Genomic DNA, 24,560 nt, shown 5'->3' with positions numbered 1-24,560 from the left:
TGTCAAATAAATAGAAAGGCGGTTTTTTGTACTGATATATATGAAGTACACTTATTAACCGAAATTGGAAATCTTTATGAGTTTATTTAATGAAGCAACCCTAATGATAACCGGTGGAACCGGCAGCTTTGGCAACGCAGTCCTCAACCGCTTTCTGAAAACCGACATCGGTGAGATCAGAATTTTCAGCCGTGACGAAAAGAAACAGGACGATATGCGTCACCACTTCCAGGCTACTATGCCCGAAGTGGCTGACAAGATCAAGTTCTATATTGGCGATGTCCGCAGCCTGGAGTCTGTTCGTGGAGCTATGCAGGGCGTTGATTACATATTCCATGCGGCTGCACTGAAGCAGGTTCCGTCCTGCGAGTTTTTCCCGATGGAGGCTGTCCGTACCAACGTTATCGGCACGGACAACGTTCTGACTGCTGCAATTGAGGCAGGCGTCAAGAGCGTTATCTGCCTTTCTACCGACAAGGCGGCCTACCCTATAAACGCTATGGGTATCTCAAAGTCGCTGGAAGAAAAGGTAGCAATCGCCAAGTCGAGGACTTCCGGCAATACTAAGATATGCTGCACTCGCTACGGAAATGTTATGTGCAGTCGTGGTTCTGTTATTCCGCTGTGGATCGACCAGATCCAGAATGATCAGCCTATCACTCTGACCGAGCCGAAAATGACACGTTTCATCATGTCTCTTGAAGAAGCCGTTGACCTTGTTCTGTTCGCCTTTGAGAATGGTGAGAACGGCGATCTGCTGATTCAGAAGGCTCCTGCCTGCACAATTCAGACTCAGGCTGTGGCTGTGTGCGAGCTGTTCGGCGGCAAGAAAGAGGACATCAAGGTCATCGGTATCCGACACGGCGAGAAGATGTATGAAACTCTGCTGACTAATGAGGAGTGCGCTAAGGCAATCGACATGGGAAATTTCTACCGTGTGCCTGCCGATAATCGCGGTTTGAATTATGATAAGTTCTTTAAAGAGGGTGACGAGAAGCGTGTGACGCTTTCTGAATTTAATTCCAATAATACTCGCATACTGAATGTTGAGGAAACCAAAGCGAAAATCGCATCTCTTTCGTACATACAGGAACGTCTGGCCGAAATGAAAGGAGATAAATGATATGACTTCTTTCAAAAACAACGGCAAAATCAAACTAATGATTATTGTAGGCACCCGCCCTGAGATAATCCGTCTTGCAGCAGTGATAAAGAAGTGCCGCAAGTATTTTGACACTATCCTTGTTCACACTGGTCAGAACTATGACTACAATCTTAACGGTGTGTTTTTCAAGGACTTGGGTCTTGATGATCCAGAGTTGTACCTTGATGCAGTAGGTGCTGATCTCGGTGAGACTATGGGTAATATCATCTCTGCAAGCTACAAGGCTATGGTTGAATTGAAGCCCGATGCAGTGCTTGTTCTCGGCGATACAAACTCTTGCCTTTCGGTAATCGGTGCAAAGCGTCTGCATATCCCGATTTTTCACATGGAAGCCGGCAACAGATGTAAAGACGAATGCCTGCCCGAAGAAACAAACCGCCGTATCGTTGACATCATCAGCGATGTGAACCTTGCGTACAGCGAACACGCCCGTCGCTATCTTGCTGACTGCGGTCTGCCAAAAGAGCGCACCTATGTTACCGGCTCGCCTATGGCTGAGGTGCTGACTAACAACCTTGAATCCATAAAGGCTTCCGATGTTCATGCACGTCTAGGTCTTGAAAAGGGCAAGTATATCCTGCTTTCGGCTCACCGTGAGGAGAACATCGACACCGAGAAGAATTTCACTTCGCTTTTCACAGCTATCAATCAGATGGCTGTGAAGTACGATATGCCGATACTTTACAGCTGTCATCCGCGTTCCAAAAAGCGTCTTGAAGCGAGCGGATTCAAGCTTGACAGCCGTGTTATCCAGCACGAACCGCTTGGTTTCCATGACTATAACTGCTTGCAGATGAATGCGTTCTGCGTTGTTTCCGATTCTGGCACGCTTCCCGAAGAAAGCAGCTTCTTCACAAGCATCGGTCAGCCTATCCCTGCGGTGTGCATCAGAACTTCCACAGAGCGTCCCGAAGCGCTGGACAAGGCTTGCTTCATTCTTTCGGGAATCGACACAAAGGGACTGCTTCAGGCTGTTGACACTGCCGTTGAAATGGTAAAAGAGGAAAAAAACGGCGGAGCAATTCCTGTGCCTGATTATACCGACATCAACGTTTCCGATAAGGTTGTAAAGATCATTCAGTCTTATGTGGGCGTTGTCAATAAGATGGTTTGGAGAAAGTAAATAAAAGTTGTAGGAGGAAAAAATGAGTAATAATTCTTTTAGTGCTGTTAAAGACTTTATTAGTTTTCAAAACAATAAAAATGATAGTCAAGGTGACAGGTATTATGGTAACTGTAATGTAGTTGTTGATCAATACTTATATAAAGATGTTAACGTATATATATATTATCAAACAGCCTATATGGATTATAGAATCGAAATCACATGGGAAGAAGACCCAACACAACCTACATACGATAGTATTAATCTTCATGGTTATTATTCAACCAATTTTCAGACTTTTGTTTTTGATGAAGGTTCAAATAATCTGTCATTTATGGATGGAGAACACAATATTTCGATTCATCCGTTATGATTATAAAAAAAAATGGAGTGACAAATGAATATACTTATCACAGGAGCAAAGGGCTTCACTGGAAAGAATCTTGTCGAGAACCTAAAAAATATCCGTGATGGAAAGAACCGCACTCGTCCGAACATCAAGATCGACGAAATATTTGAGTTTGATATCGACACGGACAAGTCCCTGCTCGATGAATACTGCGCTAAAGCTGATCTTGTTTTCAACCTTGCCGGCGTGAATCGTCCAAAGGACAACAGCGAGTTTATGGCAGGAAATTTCGGATTTGCGAGCGAACTGCTTGATACGCTGAAAAAGCATGGCAACAAATGTCCTGTTATGATTTCTTCTTCATTGCAGGCTACACTGATCGGTCGCTATGACGGCGAGTATGGACGCAGTAAGCTGGCAGGCGAGAACCTGTTCTTTGATTACGCTAAAGAGACTGGTGCAAAGGTGTTTGTTTACCGTTTTCCGAATCTGTTCGGCAAGTGGTGCAGACCGAACTACAACAGCGCGGTTGCGACCTTCTGCAATAACATTGCAAACGACCTACCGATTCAGGTCAATGACAGAAGCACTCAACTTGAGCTATTGTACATTGATGATCTGATCGAAGAAATGCTCGACGCTATCGAGGGCAATCCGCACCGCTGCGACTATGAAGGACTTACTCCCTTAGCAGGGGAGCATGGCAAGTTCTGTTATGTGCCGACTACTCACAAAGTCACACTCGGCGAGATCGTTGATCTGCTGGAGTCTTTCAAGACTCAGCCCGAGACACTTGTAATGCCTGAAATCCCGAACAACAGCTTTGCGAAGAAGCTGTATTCGACATATCTCAGCTATCTGCCGAAGGAAAAGACTATCTTTGATTTGAAGATGAACTGTGATGATAGGGGGAGCTTCACCGAGCTTTTGAAAACTGCAAATTGCGGTCAGTTCAGCGTGAACATATCGAAGCCCGGCATTACTAAGGGGCAGCATTGGCACAATACCAAGTGGGAGTTTTTCATCGTTGTGGCGGGTCATGGACTTATTCAGGAACGCAAGATCGGCACCGATGAGGTCATTGAGTTTGAGGTGACCGGTGATAAGATCCAGGCAATTCATATGCTGCCCGGTTACACTCACAACATAATCAATCTGAGTGATACTGAAAACCTTGTGACAGTGATGTGGGCGAACGAGCAATTTGATCCTCAGCACCCTGATACATTTGGTGAAAAAATATGAAAAATACAAATCAATTTAGTGATACTGCACAAAATCGGGGGGGGGTACAGACTTACTGATTCACAGATTAGTTTAACTATCTATGCTATTCGCAGTATCGCAATTTTGTCTGTGATAACTGCCCATTTAAATGTTATTGATAATAGCAACTTATTGTCAAGTATTATTACCCATATTTGGGCAATTATAGCAAGATTTGGAGTACCGTGTTTTTTAATTACTGGAGGATATTACTACCATAGGGAGCAAAAAGATACTATATCGTTTTGGCGGAAAAAGTTTTTTTCTGTACTGCTTCCTTGGATAATTGCCTCTTTCGTCACATACACTATATCTTCTGTTTTTCATAAATCGGAATCAATTATAGGCTATCTAAAATGGTTTATTGGTTCAAATAGCTTATACTATTATATGACCGTTTATGTGATAATGCTTATATTATTTAAGTTTGTTACCAAGACTCCACATCTTATAATTATGATCTTCTTAACATTTGGCTCTTTGGTATTGGAACAAATGAAGATTTACAATGACTATGGACATACATTTATGACAAGATATCTTAATCCGTTGAATTGGGTCGGATTCTTTGCTTTTGGTATTCTTATCAGAAGATTTGGTTTAGAAAAAAAAGTGGATAAGCCTATTTTAATTATTTCCTTTATGGTGTTAATCAGTTTTTCCGCTATAGAGTTTTATCTTGATGAATTAACCTACTTCAGTATCTTTAACCCTATAACACAAATGGCATTATTAATTATATTGTTTGGCGTGTTTAATAAAATACAATTCAAAGATAACTCAATTCACAAGAAATTTATATTATTTATTGGTATCAACACATTGATTATATACTTATATCATATCCAGATAGTACAATTTAGTCTGAATCAATTACCAAATGTCTGGTTTATCTACTTGATCAGACCATTTTTAGGACTATTCATTATGGTCGTTTTGATTTATGTTGGATACACTGTTTTAAAAATACTTCCTTTTGGAAAAAGCATTATGAAATATATTGGCTTACAGAAGCCAAAATAAGGTGATAATTATGATAAAAACAGATTATTCGGATATAAAGTGGCAGGATAACGGCAAGCTGAAACTGCTGATAATCGTGGGAACGCGCCCCGAGATCATCAGACTTGCGGCTGTCATCAACAAGTGCAGGCAGTATTTTGACTGCATTCTGGCGCACACGGGTCAGAATTACGATTATAACCTCAACGGCGTGTTCTTCAAGGACTTGAAACTCGCTGATCCCGAGGTTTACATGGACGCTGTTGGCGATGACCTTGGCGCAACTGTGGGCAATATCATCAATTGTTCCTACAAGCTGATGAGCCAGATCAAGCCTGATGCTATGCTTATCCTCGGTGATACTAACTCGTGTCTGTCGGCAATTGCAGCGAAGCGTCTGCATATTCCGATATTCCACATGGAAGCCGGAAATCGCTGCAAGGACGAGTGTCTGCCCGAAGAAACTAACAGAAGGATCGTTGACATTATCAGCGACGTCAACCTCGCATACAGTGAACACGCAAGACGTTACCTTGCTGACTGCGGTCTGCCAAAGGAGCGCACCTACGTTACCGGCAGTCCTATGGCAGAAGTGCTTCATCAGAACCTTGCCGAGATCGAAGCAAGCGACATTCACAGCAGGCTCGGTCTTGAAAAGGGCAAGTACATTCTGCTTTCGGCTCACCGTGAGGAGAATATCGACACCGAAAAGAACTTCATGAGCCTGTTCACAGCGATCAACAAGATGGCTGAAAAGTACGATATGCCGATACTTTATAGCTGTCACCCGCGCTCTAAGAAGCGCCTTGAAGCGAGTGGGTTCAAGCTCGACAAGCGTGTTATTCAGCACGAGCCTCTTGGTTTTCATGACTACAACTGCCTGCAGATGAACGCTTTTGCTGTCGTTTCCGACAGCGGCACGCTTCCCGAGGAGAGCAGTTTCTTCACAAGCGTTGGGCACCCGTTCCCGGCTATCTGTATCAGAACAAGCACTGAGCGCCCTGAAGCACTGGACAAGGCTTGCTTTGTACTTGCGGGTATCGACGAGAAGTCACTGCTACAGGCGGTTGACACTGCTGTCACAATGAATCTCAACAGTGATTATGGTATCCCTGTTCCTGATTATGTGGAGGAGAATGTTTCTTCCAAGGTCGTGAAGATCATTCAGAGTTACACGGGGGTTGTGGATAAGATGGTTTGGAGAAAATTCTGATAACTCGGAGGTAAATATGTGCGGCATAGTAGGCTTCACCGGAACAAAACAAGCAGCCCCCATTCTTCTTGACGGGCTTGCAAAGCTCGAATACAGAGGCTACGACTCGGCGGGTATCGCTGTTCGTGACGGTGCGAATGAAACTGAGATCATAAAGGAAAAGGGCAAGCTGCGTGTGCTTTCGGAGATGACCGACAACGGTCACGCTGTTAAGGGCTGCTGCGGTATAGGTCACACCCGCTGGGCAACTCACGGAGAGCCATCTGCGCTCAACGCTCACCCTCACGCTTCTGATGATGAGAATGTCATTGCCGTGCATAACGGTATCATTGAGAATTTTCAGGAACTGCGTGAAAAACTCTCGAAGAAGGGTTATTCTTTTAATTCGCAGACAGATACCGAAGTCGCTGTCAAGCTGATCGACTACTATTACAAGAAGTACGACGAGGGTCCTGTGGATTCCATCGTTCGTGCTATGCTGCGTATTCGCGGTTCCTATGCGCTGTGCGTGATGTTCAAGGAGTTTCCCGACGAGATATACACCGCACGCAAGGACAGCCCGATGATTATCGGTGTTGCTGATGGCGAGACTTATGTTGCTTCGGACGTTCCCGCTATTCTGAAATACACCCGCAACGTTTACTATATCGGCAACAACGAGATTGCAAAGCTCGAAAAGGGCAAGGCAACTTTCTACAATATCGATCAGGAAGAGATCACCAAGCCGCTGACCGAGATCGAGTGGGATGCCGAGTCTGCTGAAAAGGGAGGCTACGAGCATTTTATGCTGAAAGAGATCCATGAGCAGCCGAAGGTTATTCGTGACACAATCAATTCCGTTGTCAAGGACGGCTTTATCAGCTTTGAAAGCGTTGGTCTGACCGACGAGGATATGCGTAATATCGAGCAGATTTACATTGTTGCCTGCGGTTCGGCTTATCATGTGGGCATGGCGGCGCAGTATGTTATCGAGGAACTGACAAGCCTTTCTGTTCGTGTCGAGCTTGCCAGCGAGTTCCGTTACAGAAAAATGAAGCTGAAAAAGAACAGCCTTGTTATCATCATCAGCCAATCGGGTGAAACTGCTGACAGCCTTGCGGCTCTGCGTTCTGCAAAGGAACAGGGTGTTAAAACGCTCGGTATCGTTAACGTTGTCGGCTCATCTATAGCAAGAGAAGCGGATAATGTTTTCTATACCCTCGCGGGTCCGGAAATATCCGTTGCAACAACAAAGGCGTACAGCACACAGCTTATTGCAGGTTATCTGCTCGCTCTCCAGTTTGCAAAGGCAAGAGAGGAGATCAGCGAAGATAAGTACGCAAGCCTTATCGCTGAGATAAACACTATCCCCGAAAAGATAGAGAAGATCCTTGAAGATAAAGAGCGCATACAGTGGTTCTCCACCAAGCTTGTTGGTATAAAGGATGCTTTCTTCATCGGCAGAGGTATCGACTATGCCATCAGTCTTGAAGGTAGCCTGAAAATGAAGGAGATCAGCTATATCCATTCCGAGGCGTATGCTGCGGGCGAGCTGAAACACGGTCCGATCAGCCTTATCGAGGACGGCACGGTCGTTATCAGCGTTGTGACTCAGCCAGAGCTTTATGAAAAGACCGTCAGCAATATGGTCGAGGTAAAGAGCAGAGGCGCACACGTTATGGGTCTGACCACATACGGCAATTATGCTATGGAAGACACCGCCGATTTCACGGTATATATCCCGAAGATGGATCCGCTGTTTGCAGGAAGTCTTTCGGTTATCCCGTTACAGCTTATGGGCTACTATGTTTCCGTAGGCAAGGGCTTTGATGTTGATAAGCCGAGAAATCTTGCGAAAAGCGTTACAGTTGAATAAGGAGATAACCATGTATACAATTTCTGATCTTTATGACTTAAACCACACCCTAGCTGCCGACTACTTAAAGCAGTTCACCTACCCCTGGGAAGCTCTCAAAGGAATAAAAGGCTTTATCCTCGAACTCGGCAAGACCCTCGACCCCAACGAGTACGAACAGCGCGAGGAAGGCGTTTGGGTACACAAGACCGCTAAGGTTTTCCCGACAGCATATCTTGGTGCGCCTTGCATAATCGGACCGAACACAGAAGTCCGTCATTGTGCTTTTATTCGCGGCTCTGCTCTTGTTGGTGCTGACTGCGTTGTCGGCAACAGCGTTGAGTTGAAGAACGTCATTCTATTCGACCATGTTCAGACTCCGCACTACAATTATGTGGGCGACAGCATTCTTGGCTATTTCAGCCACATGGGTGCTGGCTCGATCACATCAAATGTGAAGTCCGACAAGCAGAATGTTATCGTTCGTAACGGCACCGAGAAGATCGAGACAGGTATCAAAAAGTTTGGCGCCATGCTCGGAGACCATGTCGAGGTCGGCTGCAATGCTGTATGCAATCCTGGCACTGTTATCGGTAGAAATAGCAATGTTTATCCGACTTCCTGCGTAAGGGGAGTTGTGCCTGCTGATTCTATTTGGAAGGACAACGGGGAGATCATTCATAAGGAAGATAGAAGCTAAGAGGATTCTATGTCCAAACACGACTACAAGCAGAACGCATACTATCTGCTTTATCTTATCAGATGTGTATTGAATGATAAGATCCCTGCAAAAGAAAAGCTCGACAAGATGAATCTGTCGCAGCTTTATGAAGTTGCAAATGATCATTTCCTAACGGCAATTACTGCCTATGCTCCCGAACAGCAAAAATTGTTGACGATTATACAACAAAACTAAATGAAATATGCGGATCTGTTTCGCCGGAGAAAATGGGATTGATCGACAGCGAAAACTTGAATTTCAAGTTCGCGTTGTATTCTGATCTTATTTCTAAATATGATATTGGTGTGTGAAAACTTGATTCCGTTTACCTGCAACGCAGGATGTGTGAGTAAATAATATTAGTTTTTGCGATTAGTGCTATTGATGTTAATTTGACTTCAACCCAACATCACATACTCTAAAAAACAAAAAAAGAGCAGCCCTCCTTCAGAACTGCTCTCAACCCCCATCACGTCCTATAAAAAATCACACAAAAATCACACGATAGGTGCGGAAAGCCCGTAAATAAAGGCTTTTCGCACTTTGTTTATGGTTCGAATCCCTCCTTCTCCGCCAAAGCAAAGAGCCCGTAAATATGGCAGGAATGCCGTGTTTACGGGCTTTTTCGTTACATTTGAACTGCAATATCAGCAGTTCAAAATGCAGGTTTGCAGCCCGAAAATCACACGAAATCACACGAAAAATCACACGAGATCGTGGTACGATGAAAGGCTTTTTTCTGAAATATGGGTGAATCTGGCGCGAAAAGGCGCTATTTCAACTCGGATCTATGGATTTAAACAGGCAGATGACCGAACAAAGGTGTCTGCTTGTTTCTTTATTTTGGATTGCTTTATTGTATGTGGGCGGCAATATATAACCATTATTATTATGTTTTTAAGAGTGAAACCACCATAAGAAATGGCGAACGTTTGGTTTGATTTAGGCGTTCGTGTGATTTCGTGTGACAAAATCGGATAGATAATCTTGATTTATATAGTTTCAGACAGACTGATTTTTGAGAAGACGACAAACTATAACTAAAAACATTCGTGTGGTTTGATTACGACCGAATTGTTGAAGACACGTTTGATATGAAATAATGAATCCCGAAGTTGACTTTTGTGGTTGGCTTCGGGATTATTTTTGTAATATGCATGAAGGGTGGTATTCGGGGATATAGATCTACCTTTCGTTTCTATTTGCCTTAATCTTCCCCAGCGCATCAAACACCTTATGGAATTTTATACATCCGAATACTTGTCCGAAACCTTTTTCAGCTCCTCGGCGAACCCTTTTCTGATGTCCTTCGGCGAGACTATTTCCAGCCCGTCGCCATAGCGCATCACCCACAGATAGAATTGCCTGTTTATTCCGCAGCTTGCGCGGACTATCGCGTATTCGGGATCATCAAAATCCTCCCGGGAGCTGACGGTGTTTCCAAGCTGCTCGATCATTTTATCAAGCAGATATCGCCTTATCTTGAAGGTAACGATCTCGAATCTTTCGGGCGGGAATACATCGACTACAAAGCCCTGCGGTTTTTCGTCCGTCGGGGGCTTAACGCTGCTGACCTCGCCGCCCTTGATGTTCTTCATACGGTCTATGCGGTAGGTACGGAGCTGCCCTGTTTCCTCGTTAAAGCACCGAAGATAGAAAGGTGATATTATCTTAAAACAAAGTAAGATTAAATTATTTGAGTCAGATTATGATGATATCAAAGATGGAAAGCAATGCCCAGACTCTATGAAGATGAAACAGACCAAACACGATAAAGAACCACGGTTCCCACGCATATATTTTTTTCACTGTATCGTTGCTCCGTTCATATAGTTTTTCGTACCATACCATTATACCATAATCCTTCCATTTCATCAAGTCAAAACAGGTAAAAAATTACGGCTCACTTCAAGTGAGCCGCAGAAAGAAAGCACAAAACCGCATCGTTACGAACTAAAAGAAACATATTTCCGCGTTACACCACAACCTGATTCTTACCGTTGCTTTTACCGAAGTAAAGCTTCTCATCAGCTTTTGATATCCAGATATCATTTGTCTGGTTCTCATCATAGAGGCTGACACCGACCGTTACTGTGATCCTCATTTCGCAGCCTCCAAACCGGAACTTCTCGTCTGCGATCTTCTTTCGCAGTGTTTCAAGTATCTCTGTGCCGGAATTCTTCTGTGTGCTGAGAATAATAAATTCTTCTCCTCCCCAGCGGCATACGATGCAACCCTTACAGGTTTTCTGTGCAAGGATCGCGATCTCATGCAGGATATAGTCACCGCAGTTGTGACCATATGTGTCATTGACCTTTTTGAAATCATCTATATCGAGAAGTGCGATCCAGCGACCTTCTGTGTTTTCGGTACTCCATTCATTCTCGGTACTCTCAGAACTTTCAGTCTGCATAAGATCCAGTACAGAAAGAAGATAATGGCGGTTATACAATCCCGTGAGGTTGTCACGCAACGCCATTCGTTCCAGCTTTTCCTCGGAGCTGATCGCTATATTATGGAACAGATACACGAACATTATCACGATACTGAATGTGGCTACAGAATTGAAAATGATGTGTATATCAATGGCACTTTGCGGAACTTCATAGATCGGTTCATGAAATCTTGCATAGACGTATACGGCAATATAGCAAGCGACATGAACAGCGATCAAAGGCATAAATGTCAATTCGGTTTTCAGCATCCTCTTGTGAAGATAGCCGAAATAGCTGATACAGGGAAGCATTCCGACGGCATAAAGCTGGAACGCCGGCTTGATCCCCATGCAGACCACGCCTGTTATCATAAAACCAAGAATGACCGTGTAGATGATCATTGTCGAGATCAGATATCGCTTTTTCAGGATCAGGAAAATATTGGTGGTGTTGATGACGAGCTTTACATAGATCACATACCTGATGACAGGCATATCATAGATGATACCCATTATCAGAAAAAACACATCTGTAAAGAGTAAAAAGACGCCGAAAAACAGTGTCAGATTTCCGATCAGGGAAATATTTTTGTTTGATTCGTTCATATGTACACCTCCAGGTCTCAATACGACTGTATTGTATAAAGATATTTCCCGTTCTCCAGTTTTGAGATCCGGATATTTTTCAGCGCATAATCATCACCGATGCGGACCATGAACGGCTCCTGTATGAACTGAACAACTCTTTCCTTCAGTGTTGCAAGATCAAAGAATGTCAGGTACCTGTCACGATCATCCGGATGCACCTCATTGTCAGCAAATTCGGTAATCCCTTTGCGCAGGGAAACCTTACCGTAAACTTTGGAGAATCCGGCATTGGAGTATATCTGCATTGCATTGTCTTTATCCGGTGAGATCTCTGTTACAAGGTCATAGGTCGCATAAAGTGACTGGCTGTATTTGAGGATCAGATAATCGCTCCGCTCCGACTCGATCACATGGACCGTAGTTGCTATCAAATGCCTTTCACCGGCTGATGCCAACAGCTTTGTAGAGAACGCGTAAACGACTCCGTTCATGATGTTATCCGATCTCTGAACGCCGCTGCGATGGATAGTCGTCTTGATCTGTCGCATGAATTGATCACGGTATGCATACTGCTCGTCATTAACATCATGTTCGATCTGTTTTGCTGAATTATAGCCGATTTTTGATATCTCTTTAATATACGCCGCATTTACATACGGATAAGTTATCACGCCGTTATTATACTCAATTAATGCAAGCGGAGCTGTATTGAGCATCTCATTTGAATTTGCTGAATCGCCAGAACTCATAAGCGGATCACCGCTTAAAAAATTCACTTTTCCGGCATCGTTCCAAAAGTCACGCTCACTTGCGGATTCTGATGGATGTTGCGCAAGATAACCTAAAAAATCCGCTTCACACAACGGCTTTGAAAAATAATATCCCTGTACGATCTCACAGCCGATACTTCTCAGGTAAGTAAGCTGTTCTTTGGTCTCTACGCCTTCCGACAGCGTGTGGATCCCAAGTGCCTTAGCCATATTGATGATAGAAGATATTATTTTTCTTGAACACTCATCGAATTGCTGCAGCAGAGACATATCGATCTTCATCACATCGAACCGGTAATCCTTCAGAACGTTCAGAGATGAGTAGCCGCTTCCGAAATCATCAAGCCACACACTGAATCCGGCATCCTTGAGCTGTTTAAACAATCTGAGTGTGTTATCCCTGTTTATCAGCATCGTGCTTTCTGTAATTTCGAGGTTGATCGTATTGACGGGAACATCATACTTTGACAGTATCTTGGTGATCTCCTGTAACATATCTGCTTCAATGAAATCAATTCTTGAAAGGTTTATGGAAAACGTCATATCCTTGCAGTCGTTTTCCCGATAGAATCGACAGACATTTTCCAGCATTGCCAGATCAAGCTTGTGGATCAGCCTGTATTTCTCAAGCAGACCGATAAACTCACCTGGCGGTATCAGTCCTCGCTGCGGATCTTCCCATCTTGCTAATGCCTCAGCGCCGCAGACTTTTCCGGTGATAGTCCTTGTCAATGGCTGGAAGTATGTTTTTATATAACCTTTGTTGAGGGCGTCTTCAAATCTGTTCACAAAATCCATTCTATATCACCTCTTGATTATAAACTATATGCTATTACACCTTATATGCGCAGCACAGTGTGTGGTTATAACTCTATATCATCTTTTTCTTTTAGAAGTACTTTTGAGGGAAAAGATAATTGCCGAACTGTGTTAAATTTTTTGTCAATATGTTTACGACTCTTCTCTTATTCTTATGATTATTGATATTATATCACAAATTATCTTGTTTTTCAAGACTTTTCTGTTCGTTATCCACTTTTCCCCGGTAAATTTTTGATCCTAAACACGATCTATGTCTGCCTAATCACATCTCCACCACACGAAAAGTAAGTACACATCCCAAATCAACGACTGTGATTTATTATAGAATGCAGCTTTTGACTGCCTGTATACCGAGCATATGAGCGAGATGAAAAACGAGCAGTATAACAAAAGAGCGGCTCCGGGAAAGGATACTCTCCAAACTCGGAGCCGCTGTTTCTACGCTTGAAACTTTAGCAAATAAAGATATAATGGTGTGATCTGTAGCTGCAAAGCAGAATGTCCGAAAGAAATGCCCATTGTCGCTATCAGAACGTTTATGCTTTGTGGACATCTGTTATAATCTGTTCGATATTACCGCCAGAACGTGTCTATTATAACATGGTTGACGAAACAAGGCGCAGCAGAGATACCTTTAAGCAGTTTATAAGGCGTTTCGAGAAGATAGTATATCATTATATTTCAGACGGCGAGTATAAGAGTTACTCTATGCCTGCAAATGAGTACCGAGGTGCTGATGATATAATTGAACGTGCGGAGACCTTAGAGCGTTTACAGAAAGACTTTGGTGCGGTAGAAGTTGGACGATAGTTTTTACACTCGAGAAGCGTACAGTTATGTTTGTGAGGTGGTGTTATGACTAAAAACAAGAGTAAATCTAGTGGTTATAATACCGCTAGGCTGATTTGGGGTAATATACGAAGATTTCAGTATATCAACAGTCTGACAAATGCTCAACTCGCTGAAGCCTTAGATGTGACTGAGCGTACTTTGTATTCCTACGATAAAGACCCTTCAACACTTACTTTACAGAGAATACAGCGTTTCTTAGATTGTTCTGGGGTGTTAATGGAAGATTTGACGAAGATTTAAGATTTTAGTTATTTACAAATACTGAAAAATGGTGTATAATCATATCAGATATATGAGTATGCACCATTTTTAAGGAGTGTATACTATGTCAAAGAAAACTATGGCGAAGGCTGTTAAATTACCCTCGGGCAACTGGAACGTTAAAGTGTTTGTTGGGTATGATAAGAACGGCAAGAAGATCAGAAAGTCATTTACCGCTGCTACTCGTTGGGAGGTCGAGAGACAAGCTGCGGAATATTTGGAAAGCAGAAATGACAAGAAACTGACAATTACTGTCGGAGAAGCAATAGACAGCTACATAGCAAGCAAGGAGAATGTCTTAGCACCTTCAACTATCAGAGGATATAAAACGGTTCGCAGGAATCGTCTGCCGAGTATTATGCTGCTTGATATCACAGAGGTCAACAGTATCAATATGCAGTTCGCTATCAATGAGGACGCTCGTAATGTTGAATGGAAGTCTATCAACGAAGCAAAGAATCTCATAGTAGCCGCTTGCAGAATGTATGGTGTCAAATTGGATTTATCTGTCACGCTCCCCGCAAAGAAGCGTAAAATCAAAAAGCTGCCGACTGCTGAACAGGTCATCAAAGCTATAAAAGGTTCAGATGTCGAGTTGCCTTGTATGCTTTCAATATGGCTCTCGCTCCGTGTCAGTGAAGTCAGGGGCTTGCAGTTCAGAGATATTGACAACAATGTTGTTACCGTTTGCAGAAGCAGAATATGTCTCAACAGCAAAGACACAATCAGAGAGAATAACAAGACCTTCTATTCTACCCGACAGCTGACTATACCGTCATATATTCAAGGGCTGATAGGTAAGGTCAAGCATGATAATGACACCGATTTCATTGTAGATATGGACTATCAGACACTATGCAGACATTTTAAAAAGCAGCTTGCTCTTTATGGTTTGAGTATGAATTTTCATGACCTCAGACACTTGAACGCAAGCGTGATGTTAATGCTCGGTGTTCCCGATAAGTACGCTATGGAGCGTGGCGGTTGGGCTACAAATCATACTCTCAAATCTGTGTATCAACATACCTTCTCCGAAGAGCGAAAAGCGGTTGACACAAAAATCGATAACTATTTTAATAACTTACTTGGTTTATAAGTATTTATTCCACATATTATTCCACATGAAACTCGATTTGTGCGGAAAACAGGGCGTTTTTAAGCTGACAGAATGCTTCGAATCCCTCCTTCTCCGCCAGAAACGCCCCTCGGTTTATCGCTGAGGGGCGTCTTTTATAGCGAATAACAAACAAAGAAGAATGGATAATTATTATATGGGGGCGTTTCTGTATTATTCATTATTCATTATTCTTTATTCATTAAATAACTTTAACCGCTCCTCTTCCCGAAAAATCATAACTGTTGGCTGCATGATCTTTTTTAAGCAGTCACACACAAAAAAAGCGACTGCCGTGATGACAGTCGCTTTGTTATTGCTTATTCAGCTATTGATCTTTCGGAGATCAGCCGATGCTCCAGCTGTCGAGCTCTGCGTTGCCGCTTGCTACGAAGTAGAGATCCTTCTGACCGCTTACGGAAGAAATGGTAGCAACAGTGTTTTCGCTCATGGTACCGTTCAGCTCAACATAGCCGATCACAGTGCCCGAGGGGCTGCCTGTGCAGACCTTGATAACGGTGCCGTTGCCCTTGCCCTTGATGGTGATGTTGTTAGCGCCCTTGCTGAAGTTTACGCCGCTTACCTTGAGCCAGCTGCCCGACTTCATGGAAACTGTGGTGTTGCCAACGCCGTTTACTACAACATCGTCAGACTGGTTGGACATTGTCTCTGCCTGAACGGTGGTGTAGGGGTTAAGGCTCTCGAGCTGAGAGCAGCCCTTCATGTCGCCGTTGCAGGAGAGCTTGCCGTTGTTGAAGCTGCACTCATTGATCTGGGTCGAACGATAGTTACCGTCTGCGGAAAGCTGACCCTTATCGTCGTAGATCTTGATGCCTTCAGCCTTGATCTTGCGGATAGCGTACTGACGGCTGTGGTAAGCAACATAGTACTTGCCCTTGAAGGAGATGATAGAGTGGTGGTTGTTACCGCCGTTGTCTATCTTCTGTGTGAATGTGTTCTTGAATACGTTGCCTGCAAGAGTCCACGAGTTGGGGTCGAGAGGAGTCTTGGAGGTCATGTAGAGGATGTCAGCATTTCCGAAGTTAACGCCGTTGATCGTCTGGTTTCCTACGTTCCAGTTAGAGCAGTAAGAATAGTACCAGGTATCGCCGATCTTGATAACGCTGGAGTCTTCAAAGAGGTAAGGAGTCTTCATCGAAACGGGGGTGCCGTCAAGCGAGATCATATCCTTGCCGAGCTTTACGACACGGCCTGTGCCGGGATCGCTTGCAGGGACACCGTTCTTGCGTCCGCCGCCGAAGAAGAGGTATGCTTCGTCGGTGTTCTCATCGTAGTAAACGCCCGGGTCGAACATCCATTCAACGTTCGAGCAGTTGGGAGAGTTGTGGGAAAGAAGTGCATGACCCAGCGGATCAGTCCAGGGACCTGTGGGGCTGTCAGCGGTTACAACGCCGATTCCGCCGCCGCTGTTTGCGAAGTAGAGGAAGAACTTAGGCTTGCCGTTTATCATCTTCCAGCAGGCATCGGGAGCCCATGCAGCGCTTGCCCACGAGCAGCAGCCGTTCTGAGTTCTGCCGTTCTGCTTAGCTATCGGGATAGCACCGTGGTCTGTCCAGTTTACCATATCTGCGGTAGAGAGGCAGTTGATGGTGCCCGAGTTGTAGGTGTTTACCTGATACTGACCGTCGTTTCTGGTCTCGAAAGCGTCGTTGGTGGTGTAGATGTAGAGTCTGCCGTCGTAGACCATCCAGCCCGGGTCTGCACCGAAACGTACAGTCGAGAGAGGATTGTTCTCGCCGTCATACTTATAGGTGATGCCGTTCTTTACGTTCTTGAATTTAGCTTCCATAGCCGATACATCGATCTGCTTTGCAGCTACGGGGAATTCGGTGATCGCGTTTACGACATACTTGGTGATAAGATCAACGTCATCGTTGTCGATCTTGCCGCTTCTGTCAACGTCAGCTGCCTTCTTGGCTCTTGCGTCATCGAGGCCGCCGCTGATGCTCTTCTTAGCGAGAACAGCGTCGCTGATAGTGATCTGGCCGTCGCCGTCAACATCGCCCAGCAGAACATCGTCGCCTACGGGGATCTCAACAGGGTCAGGTCCGAGGATGCCTGTGCCTGCTACAGCGCCGATAACTTCGTCGATGTAGAACGAGGTAGTGGAGCTGTCAGTCTCAACGTAGATCTGCATATTGGTCGCACCCTCAGGGAGCTTGTAGTTCATGTTTGCAAGCTGTACCCAGGAGCCTCTCGGTACCACCTTGGTGTCGATCTTGTCGTAATAGGTCTTGCCGTCGGAACCGTCATACTGGAGAGTGAAGTGGAAGGTATCGGTCTCGGGGCCGTCGAGGTAGGATACGATAGCGCTGAAGCTGTACTCCTGTCCAGCCTTGAATGTGCTGCTAAGCTTCATCAAAGCACCGTTCCATGCGCTCTCTCTGTTGGTTACATAAAGCGAGTGGCTGCCGACGAATGCGGTATCAGTACTCGAAGAAATCTTTGCAGCACCTCTGCCGGAGAATACATCAGTACCGTTCTCAAATCCGTAGTTGAAGTACCAGCCGAAGTCGTTGGGCTCATCCTCATTTCCGCCGGGGTTGACATCCGAGCCGTTGCCCCAGAGCGTAGGATCAATGATCGAGGTTATATAGTTATATGCGGTCTTAGGCTGATTGTTTCCATCATAAAGAAGCGGATAGTTGGGCTTACCGGCACTGTTCGTGCCTACCCACGAGTTATTGTCGTTAGGACCCCATACCTGAACAAGAGTTACCTTGCCCTTGTACTTGCCGCTCTCGTTGACTTCCTTGCAGTGCTTGAATATAGCCTTATACTTCTCAGCCTGCTGCTGGTCGGTGTATTTTCCGCCGTCACGGGAGATATCAAGCTCAGTTACCTGAACGTCGATGCCGAGGCTGAGGTAATCATCCATTGCATCGAGGTAAGACTGGGTGTTGCCCCAATCCCACTGACCGGTGCTGCAGTCGATATGAGACTGCATACCCATACCATCGAGAAGTCCCTTATTATGGAGCGGGATGAGGATAGTATTCTTTATGCACTCTTTCTTATCGTATGCAAACTCGTTGTAATCGTTGTAGTAGAGCTTGCATCCCTTAGGAGCATATCTTTTTGCGTAGGTGAATGCCTTTTCAACGAAGGAGTTGTTGCCGTAAACTCTTACCCATGCGGAAGAACCGTCACGACCCTCAGTATTGTTTGTAGGTCTGAGACCGCCGGTCTTGGCTGTTCCATCGTAGATGACCTCGTTGCACACGTCATAAGCATAAAGGTTTACAGACGGATACTGAGTAGCGTAAGCATTGAACATATTCTTGATGTAGCTTTCCATACGCTGATCCATAACAGACGAATTTACATATCCGTTGTTATTGTTGAAGCCCTGCTTGAAGAACCACTCAGGGGTCTGGCTGTGCCATACGAATGTATGACCGCGGAAAGCGATATTGTTCTTTGCACAGAAGTCAAGTATAGCTGCACAGCTGTTGAGAGTTACCTTGACGTTGGTATCAGTAGAACCATTCTGAACGATGGTAGCGTAAGGCTTTGTCTCATTCTCGCACTCAACTGCGTTGTGATCCTTGAGAATGATGCCCTGGATAGCGGAGTTGTTGATGGTACCGCCGTTGAAGATGTTACCTACACGGAAGTAGTTTGCAAACTCATCCTTCAGACCTAAGTTAGTGGAAGCAGCGTCTGCAACTGCTGTAGAGCGGTCGGTAGTTACTCTGACATCATCGAAAACGAAGTCGTCGGTCAGGTCGTTGGTAAGTGTCAGCTCATACTCATAGGTACCTTCGGGTGCCTTGTAGTCTGCGGAGAGCTCTGTCCACTTTCCGCCCTTTACCTTCTTTTCGGAAAGGGTAACGATGGTCTCTTCCTTGGTCTCTTCGTCGATGTACTTCAGGGTGAGCTTGAACTTAGCGTCCTTCTCGCTGAATACCTGCATCGAGTAGTTGTACTTTACGCCGCCGAAGAGGTAAAGTCCCTTGGAAGAAGCAGCGCCGTCCTTTGTGGAAGTACGACCTGTTACCTTCATACCTCTGGTATCGCCGAAACCGCCGTTGTCATCAGCAGTAAGTTCGATAGAGGTATCCGTGCCGTGCCAGCCGTCATAGTTGAGCTCGAAGCTGTCGTAAACGACCTCCTGGGCATATACAGGTGCGGTAAACTGCGGGAATGCTGTTGCAATACTTCCGAAGCAGCTGAGCGCTACCAGAAATGCCATCAATTTCTTGTGCTTTTTCATAATAAGCCGATCATCTCCTTAAAGATCTTAAATTTTGACTGACGTTTGAAAAAATAAATAAACTATAGCAACATATAGTTATTATTTCTAACTATATTGTACAACAACACAGATGTGCATTTCAACCTACGATTTGCAGATTTGGTGAAAAAAATGCAGATTTGCTATTGAATTTTATGAATAATATGTTATAATATTAATTGGGGGATCGATTTGAAAGTGACATAACCATCGGTAATTTTGATCTCTCGTGCCTATTCGGCATTCGGAGCCGTTTTATTTGATCGCAAAGTGTACTTTCTGACGGTGTTATGCTACCACAGTGAACCGATCAGCTATTGAAGGAGTTAATCATGAATACTGACCATCGTCCGCTCATCGGAGTGATAACCGCACGAGCGTCCCAGAGTGAACAGCGGCAGCTGCTCAAAGGCATACTTTCAAAAGCCGATGAGCTGGGCATTGACATCGCTGTATTTTCAAACGTCTACAACTTCGCGGAGTATTTTGCAGACGTTGAGGTGGAGAACAAGATCTACGAGCTGGTACATTCCGAGCGTCTTGACGGGCTGATACTTGCTTACGAGTCGCTCATCTACCCCGACCTTATCGACAGCATCCACGACCATATCAGGGAGCTGAACATTCCCATCGTCGTCGCCGACGCGAAGGATGAGGGCTTCACCTGCATCAACACGGATGTGAAGAGGGATTTCAGGTGCATCGCCCGTCACCTCACCGACGTACACGGCATCAGGGATATCGACATCATAACGGGCTACGAAGCCTACGAGACTTCCCATCTGCGAGTGGACGGGGTCAGGGAGATCATGGAGGAAAGGGGGCTGCCCTTCGGGGAGAAGAACGTGATCTTCGGAAACTTCTGGAACAACTCGGGTGAGAAGCTGGCGGAGGATTACATCAGCGGAAAGCGCAGACTTCCGCAGGCTGTGATATGCGCCAACGACTACATGGCTTTCGGGCTTCTGGACAAGCTGTTCAACAACGATCTGACTCCGCCCGACGACCTCACCGTCATCGGATATGAACATATCGGCGAGAGGATATACCACTCCCCCATACTGACCACCTACCAGCGCAACCGCATGGCTATCGGGGCAAAGGCAGTGGCGCTGATCTACTCGAAGCTCACGGGGGCGCCGATGCAGGATATCGACACTTCGGGGTACATGATAACGGGCGACACCTGCTCGTGCGGGGTGGAGAAAAAATATCTCCGCGAGGAACTGCTGGAGATACAGCAGACGAAGGCGTATAACGATATGAACTTCTGCGGTAATTTTGAACAGCAGTCTGTCACCAGCCGTTCCATCTCCGACTACATACACACGTTACAGGAATTCTCATACCTGATAAGGAACGTTTCGGGGATATACCTCTGTCTGCACGAGGACTGGTGTACACGCTCACAGAAGTCTTCGGTGAACGAGTTCTCGAACAACGAGCCGATGATCTGCTACCGTGTTATCAGCCCCGAAAAGGGCTCCGACGAGCCTGCGTTCTTTACAAGGGGGAAGCTCTTCCCTGCCGAGCTTCCCGGGGCGGGGGACAAGAAGTTCCTGTTTTTCACGCCGCTGTTTTCGGAGGGCAAGGAGTTCGGGCACTTCATTTTCCAGTACACCACTCCCGACACCTACGATTCGGTCATGATAGAATGGCTGAAGATAACCGTCAACGCCTTGCAGGTGCTCCGCATGAAAAACGACATCAACACGCTCCTTGAGTGCAGCAATCTGTCGGAGTTCCACGACACGGCTACGGGGCTCTACAATAAGCAGGGCTTCACCAGCGAGCTTGTCAACGCCTGCAAAAAGCTCGGCGAGGACGGAAAGATACCTGTTATAATGATACGCACGGGCATCTACTCGGACGACAGCCGCATCGACAAGAAGAATCTCTCGGTAAGGCTGGATATGGAGATCGCGGAATGCCTGAACCAAATCGCAGGGAGCATCGGCGGTTTCTGCGGAAAGCTGTCGGACAAGCAGTACATCGTGGCGGCTTCAAGCAAGTTCACGGAGGAGAAGGTGCCGCTCATCATGGATAAGCTGGAGATCATCATCTCACATTCGCCGCTCTACATTCAGGAGAGGGGGCTCGACACGCTCTTCATGGCACGGGGCGAGGTGTCGGCGGACAGGAACATCAACGAGTGCATCGCCGCCCTGAGCGAGGACATCAACATGAAGATCAAACAGCTCTCGGAAGAGCGGCACCACGCATACTATAAGGATTATCTGCAAGTCAGGAACTCCATGTACCGCGACCCCGGGAAGGAGTGGGACGCGCAGATGACCTGCCGCGATTTCCACCTGAGCTACGGGCATTTCCGCGCCACGTACAAGGACATTTTCGGGATCAGCTTCCATCAGGATCTGATAATGAGCCGCATCGCCATGGCGAAATATCTCCTGCTGACCACCAACATCGGTATCTCGGCGGTCTCGTTCAAATGCGGCTACACGGACGAGAAATATTTCATGCGGCAGTTCCGACAGACGACGGGCGTCACCCCGAACAGCTACCGAAACAACCTGTTCTGAGGGGCGTTTGCAAGTCGGCTTGACATCTTCCGCCGTGTGTAGTATACTATATATAATTGATGCTCAGACTGCGTAGACGACGCAGACGGATACTTCGGAGGTGCATGATGCTGAGGCTGAGACCGTTCAAAACCTGCGACGCCGATACCATCGTTTCGTGGGTCGGCGACGAGACCGCGTTCAGGAAATGGTGCGCGGACAGATATGAGGACTACCCCATCACGGGCGAGGACATGGCGGCTCACTACAGGCAGTTCGATGACTGCGACACCTTCTTCCCCATGACCGCTTTCGACGAGTCGGGCGTGGTGGGTCATCTGATACTGCGGTACACCGACGAGGAGAAGACCACCGTGCGGCTCGGGTTCGTCATCGTGGATGACAGGCTTCGGGGCAGAGGGCTCGGGAAAGAGATGCTGGGGCTCGCTGTCAGGTACGCGAGAGAGTTTCTCGGGGCGCGAAGGGTGACCCTCGGCGTGTTCGAGAACAATCCTGCGGCTATGAGGTGTTACCTTGCGGCAGGTTTTCGGGAAACCGCGTCGGATGAGGAAGAGTATTTCAGTGTGATGGGAGAGAAATGGCGTTGCATAGAGATGGAGCTGTGAACCGCAACGGTTCGCGGCAGATGAACAGACCGCCGAGGAAAAGGCGCAGGATAGGGCGCTTTCGGGCGGCGGTCGGAAACTTGCTTATATTGATGACGGTGTATCTCGCGGTGTTCGTCACGGCGGATATGCTGTATAGGATAGGATGCGTCGCGGCGGCGGACGGGTATCGGACGGCGCTGGGATATATGGCGGTCATCTTCGGGATAATGATAGTGCTGGCGGCGGACGTGAGGACGGGATTTTTCACGGCGGCAAAGTTCACGCCCGTGAAGGTCTTCGGCATCGTGGTGCGGACGGCGCTGGCGCTGCTGACGGCGGCTGTGCTGACCATCGCGGGGATGACGGCTGTCAGCGGTCTTGTGGATACCGAGGGTGAGGCGGACAATATCATCGTCCTCGGGATGGCTCTCGAAAACGGGAAGCCGAACGCCGACCTCATCGCAAGGGTGGACAAGGCTGCCGAATACGCGAAAAAGCATCCATCGTGCAGGGTCATCGTGACGGGCGGCAACGCCGCCGACGGTGAGCGCACGGAAGCGGATATCATGAAACAGCTGCTGACCGAAAAGGGCATCGACGGCGACAGGGTGCTGACCGAGGACAAGGCGGCGGACACGAGGGAAAACTTCGTGAACGCGGCGGCTCTCACCGACCCTTCGCAGCCCGTGGTCATCGTGAGCAGCAGCTATCACATGAGAAGAGCCGCACGGCTCGCAGGGGAAGCAGGCTTCAGCTACGTGATGCGGCTGCCTGCGAAAGCCGAGCCGACAACTTACTGTACGAATGTAATGTGGGAAACTGTGATGGAGTTCAATCATATCATTTTCGGAAAATGAGAAAGGTCGTGTTTAACATGAGCAAGAAGTTTGATGTTGAAGCTGTAAAGACGCAGCTCATCGAGTGGGTGCGGAAGTATTTCGAGGAGACCGCTTCTCCCGATACGAAGGCGGTGCTCGGCATCTCGGGCGGCAAGGACAGCTCGGTGGCGGCGGCGGTCTGCGCTGCGGCGCTGGGCAAGGACAGGGTCATCGGCGTGCTGATGCCTCAGGGCGAACAGGCGGACATCGATTGCAGCAGGCTGCTGGTCTCGCACCTCGGTATCAAGAGCTACGAGATAAACGTGGGCAGCCCCATTTCGGCGCTGCTGGGTGAGATAGGCAAGTCGGTCGAAGTCAGCGAACAGGCGAGGGTCAACACCCCTGCAAGGATACGCATGGCGACCGTTTACGCGGTGGCGGCGTGCGTCGGCGGACGTGTCATCAACACCTGCAATATGTCTGAGGACTGGGTAGGCTATTCGACGAAGTTCGGCGACAGCGCAGGCGATGTGAGCCCCCTGTCCGACCTGACCGTTACAGAGGTCATCGCCATCGGCGACGCGCTGGGTCTGCCCTATGAGCTGACGCACAAGGTGCCTATCGACGGTCTCTGCGGAAAGACGGACGAGGAGAACCTCGGCTTCACATACGCAGAGCTCGACCGCTACATCCGCGGCGAGACAGACCTTTCGGACAAGCCCGAGACAAAGGCGAGGATAGACAGGATGCACGTTCTGAACCTGCACAAGCTGAGACTCATGCCGAAGTTCGAGTACGACCCGAACAAGTAAAAAACACATTCCGAAGGGCGGGTGACTTTATCCCGCCCTTTGCTTT

At 46.8% G+C, this 24,560-nt stretch carries 18 protein-coding genes; 14 read left to right on the top strand and 4 right to left on the bottom strand.

Annotated elements, in window-relative coordinates:
- Positions 1–103: 103 nt before the first annotated feature.
- From BT142_RS02010 to BT142_RS01975, 8 genes are read left to right on the top strand one after another with little or no spacing between them, the layout of a single operon-like run.
- Positions 104–1,123 (top strand): polysaccharide biosynthesis protein, encoded by a 1,020-nt coding sequence (locus BT142_RS02010; RefSeq protein WP_347497624.1) that lies wholly within the window; start codon positions 104–106, stop codon positions 1,121–1,123.
- 1 nt (position 1,124) lies between these two features.
- Positions 1,125–2,288, top strand: a complete 1,164-nt coding sequence (gene wecB, locus BT142_RS02005) for a non-hydrolyzing UDP-N-acetylglucosamine 2-epimerase (protein ID WP_072416534.1) — start codon at positions 1,125–1,127, stop codon at positions 2,286–2,288.
- Positions 2,289–2,310: 22 nt separating this feature from the next.
- The gene (locus BT142_RS02000) at positions 2,311–2,643 is read left to right on the top strand and encodes a hypothetical protein (RefSeq protein WP_072416533.1); all 333 of its coding nucleotides are present in this window, start codon (positions 2,311–2,313) and stop codon (positions 2,641–2,643) included.
- 24 nt (positions 2,644–2,667) lie between these two features.
- Positions 2,668–3,864 carry a capsular polysaccharide biosynthesis protein CapF gene (locus BT142_RS01995; RefSeq protein WP_072416532.1) on the top strand — a complete coding sequence of 399 codons (1,197 nt, stop codon included), beginning with the start codon at positions 2,668–2,670 and terminating at the stop codon, positions 3,862–3,864.
- A gap of 18 nt (positions 3,865–3,882) precedes the next feature.
- Entirely contained in the window at positions 3,883–4,908 is a 1,026-nt protein-coding gene (locus BT142_RS01990; protein ID WP_072416531.1) for an acyltransferase family protein, read from the top strand.
- Positions 4,909–4,915: 7 nt separating this feature from the next.
- Positions 4,916–6,100 carry a non-hydrolyzing UDP-N-acetylglucosamine 2-epimerase gene (wecB, locus tag BT142_RS01985; protein WP_072416748.1) on the top strand — a complete coding sequence of 395 codons (1,185 nt, stop codon included), beginning with the start codon at positions 4,916–4,918 and terminating at the stop codon, positions 6,098–6,100.
- 16 nt (positions 6,101–6,116) lie between these two features.
- On the top strand, positions 6,117–7,955 hold the full coding sequence (glmS, locus tag BT142_RS01980; RefSeq protein WP_072416530.1) for a glutamine--fructose-6-phosphate transaminase (isomerizing): 1,839 nt from the start codon (positions 6,117–6,119) through the stop codon (positions 7,953–7,955).
- 10 nt (positions 7,956–7,965) lie between these two features.
- A complete protein-coding gene (locus BT142_RS01975; RefSeq protein ID WP_092983050.1) occupies positions 7,966–8,634 on the top strand; it encodes an acyltransferase in 669 nt (222 codons plus the stop codon).
- 1,265 nt (positions 8,635–9,899) lie between these two features.
- Here the strand turns inward: BT142_RS01975 and BT142_RS01965 are convergent.
- The 3 genes from BT142_RS01965 to BT142_RS01955 all read right to left on the bottom strand — a co-directional run bounded on the left by BT142_RS01965 (position 9,900) and on the right by BT142_RS01955 (position 13,245).
- Complete coding sequence (locus BT142_RS01965; RefSeq protein WP_278277290.1) at positions 9,900–10,322, bottom strand: WYL domain-containing protein; 423 nt, start codon at positions 10,320–10,322, stop codon at positions 9,900–9,902.
- Between the two features lie 308 nt (positions 10,323–10,630).
- Positions 10,631–11,695 carry a GGDEF domain-containing protein gene (locus BT142_RS01960; RefSeq protein WP_072416528.1) on the bottom strand — a complete coding sequence of 355 codons (1,065 nt, stop codon included), beginning with the start codon at positions 11,693–11,695 and terminating at the stop codon, positions 10,631–10,633.
- 17 nt (positions 11,696–11,712) lie between these two features.
- Entirely contained in the window at positions 11,713–13,245 is a 1,533-nt protein-coding gene (locus BT142_RS01955; protein WP_072416527.1) for an EAL domain-containing protein, read from the bottom strand.
- An 879-nt stretch (positions 13,246–14,124) separates the two neighbouring features.
- Here BT142_RS01955 and BT142_RS19370 point away from each other — a divergent pair.
- Together BT142_RS19370 and BT142_RS01945 are read left to right on the top strand one after the other, a co-directional pair.
- Positions 14,125–14,361: a hypothetical protein gene (locus BT142_RS19370; RefSeq protein WP_072416526.1), complete on the top strand. Its 237-nt coding sequence runs from the start codon at positions 14,125–14,127 to the stop codon at positions 14,359–14,361.
- Positions 14,362–14,446: 85 nt separating this feature from the next.
- Positions 14,447–15,478 (top strand): tyrosine-type recombinase/integrase, encoded by a 1,032-nt coding sequence (locus BT142_RS01945; RefSeq protein WP_084659278.1) that lies wholly within the window; start codon positions 14,447–14,449, stop codon positions 15,476–15,478.
- 364 nt (positions 15,479–15,842) lie between these two features.
- On the opposite strand, the gene BT142_RS01940 is transcribed toward BT142_RS01945, so the two are convergent.
- Entirely contained in the window at positions 15,843–19,712 is a 3,870-nt protein-coding gene (locus BT142_RS01940) for an endo-1,4-beta-xylanase (RefSeq protein WP_242940021.1), read from the bottom strand.
- 374 nt (positions 19,713–20,086) lie between these two features.
- On the opposite strand from BT142_RS01940, the gene BT142_RS01935 reads away from it, so the two are divergent.
- The 4 genes from BT142_RS01935 (at position 20,087) to nadE (ending at position 24,514) form a co-directional block, all read left to right on the top strand.
- On the top strand, positions 20,087–22,297 hold the full coding sequence (locus tag BT142_RS01935) for a substrate-binding domain-containing protein (protein WP_072416524.1): 2,211 nt from the start codon (positions 20,087–20,089) through the stop codon (positions 22,295–22,297).
- A gap of 104 nt (positions 22,298–22,401) precedes the next feature.
- Positions 22,402–22,902 (top strand): GNAT family N-acetyltransferase, encoded by a 501-nt coding sequence (locus tag BT142_RS01930; RefSeq protein WP_072416523.1) that lies wholly within the window; start codon positions 22,402–22,404, stop codon positions 22,900–22,902.
- Complete coding sequence (locus tag BT142_RS01925; protein WP_175444871.1) at positions 22,881–23,741, top strand: YdcF family protein; 861 nt, start codon at positions 22,881–22,883, stop codon at positions 23,739–23,741. Before BT142_RS01930 ends, BT142_RS01925 begins: the two co-directional genes overlap by 22 nt.
- Positions 23,742–23,758: 17 nt before the next feature.
- Positions 23,759–24,514: an NAD(+) synthase gene (nadE, locus tag BT142_RS01920; protein ID WP_072416745.1), complete on the top strand. Its 756-nt coding sequence runs from the start codon at positions 23,759–23,761 to the stop codon at positions 24,512–24,514.
- Positions 24,515–24,560 lie beyond the last annotated feature (46 nt).

The organism is Ruminococcus sp. YE71 (assembly GCF_900119155.1).
Taxonomy (GTDB): Bacteria; Bacillota; Clostridia; order Oscillospirales; family Ruminococcaceae; genus YE71.
This window is presented reverse-complemented; position numbering and strand designations above follow the sequence as displayed.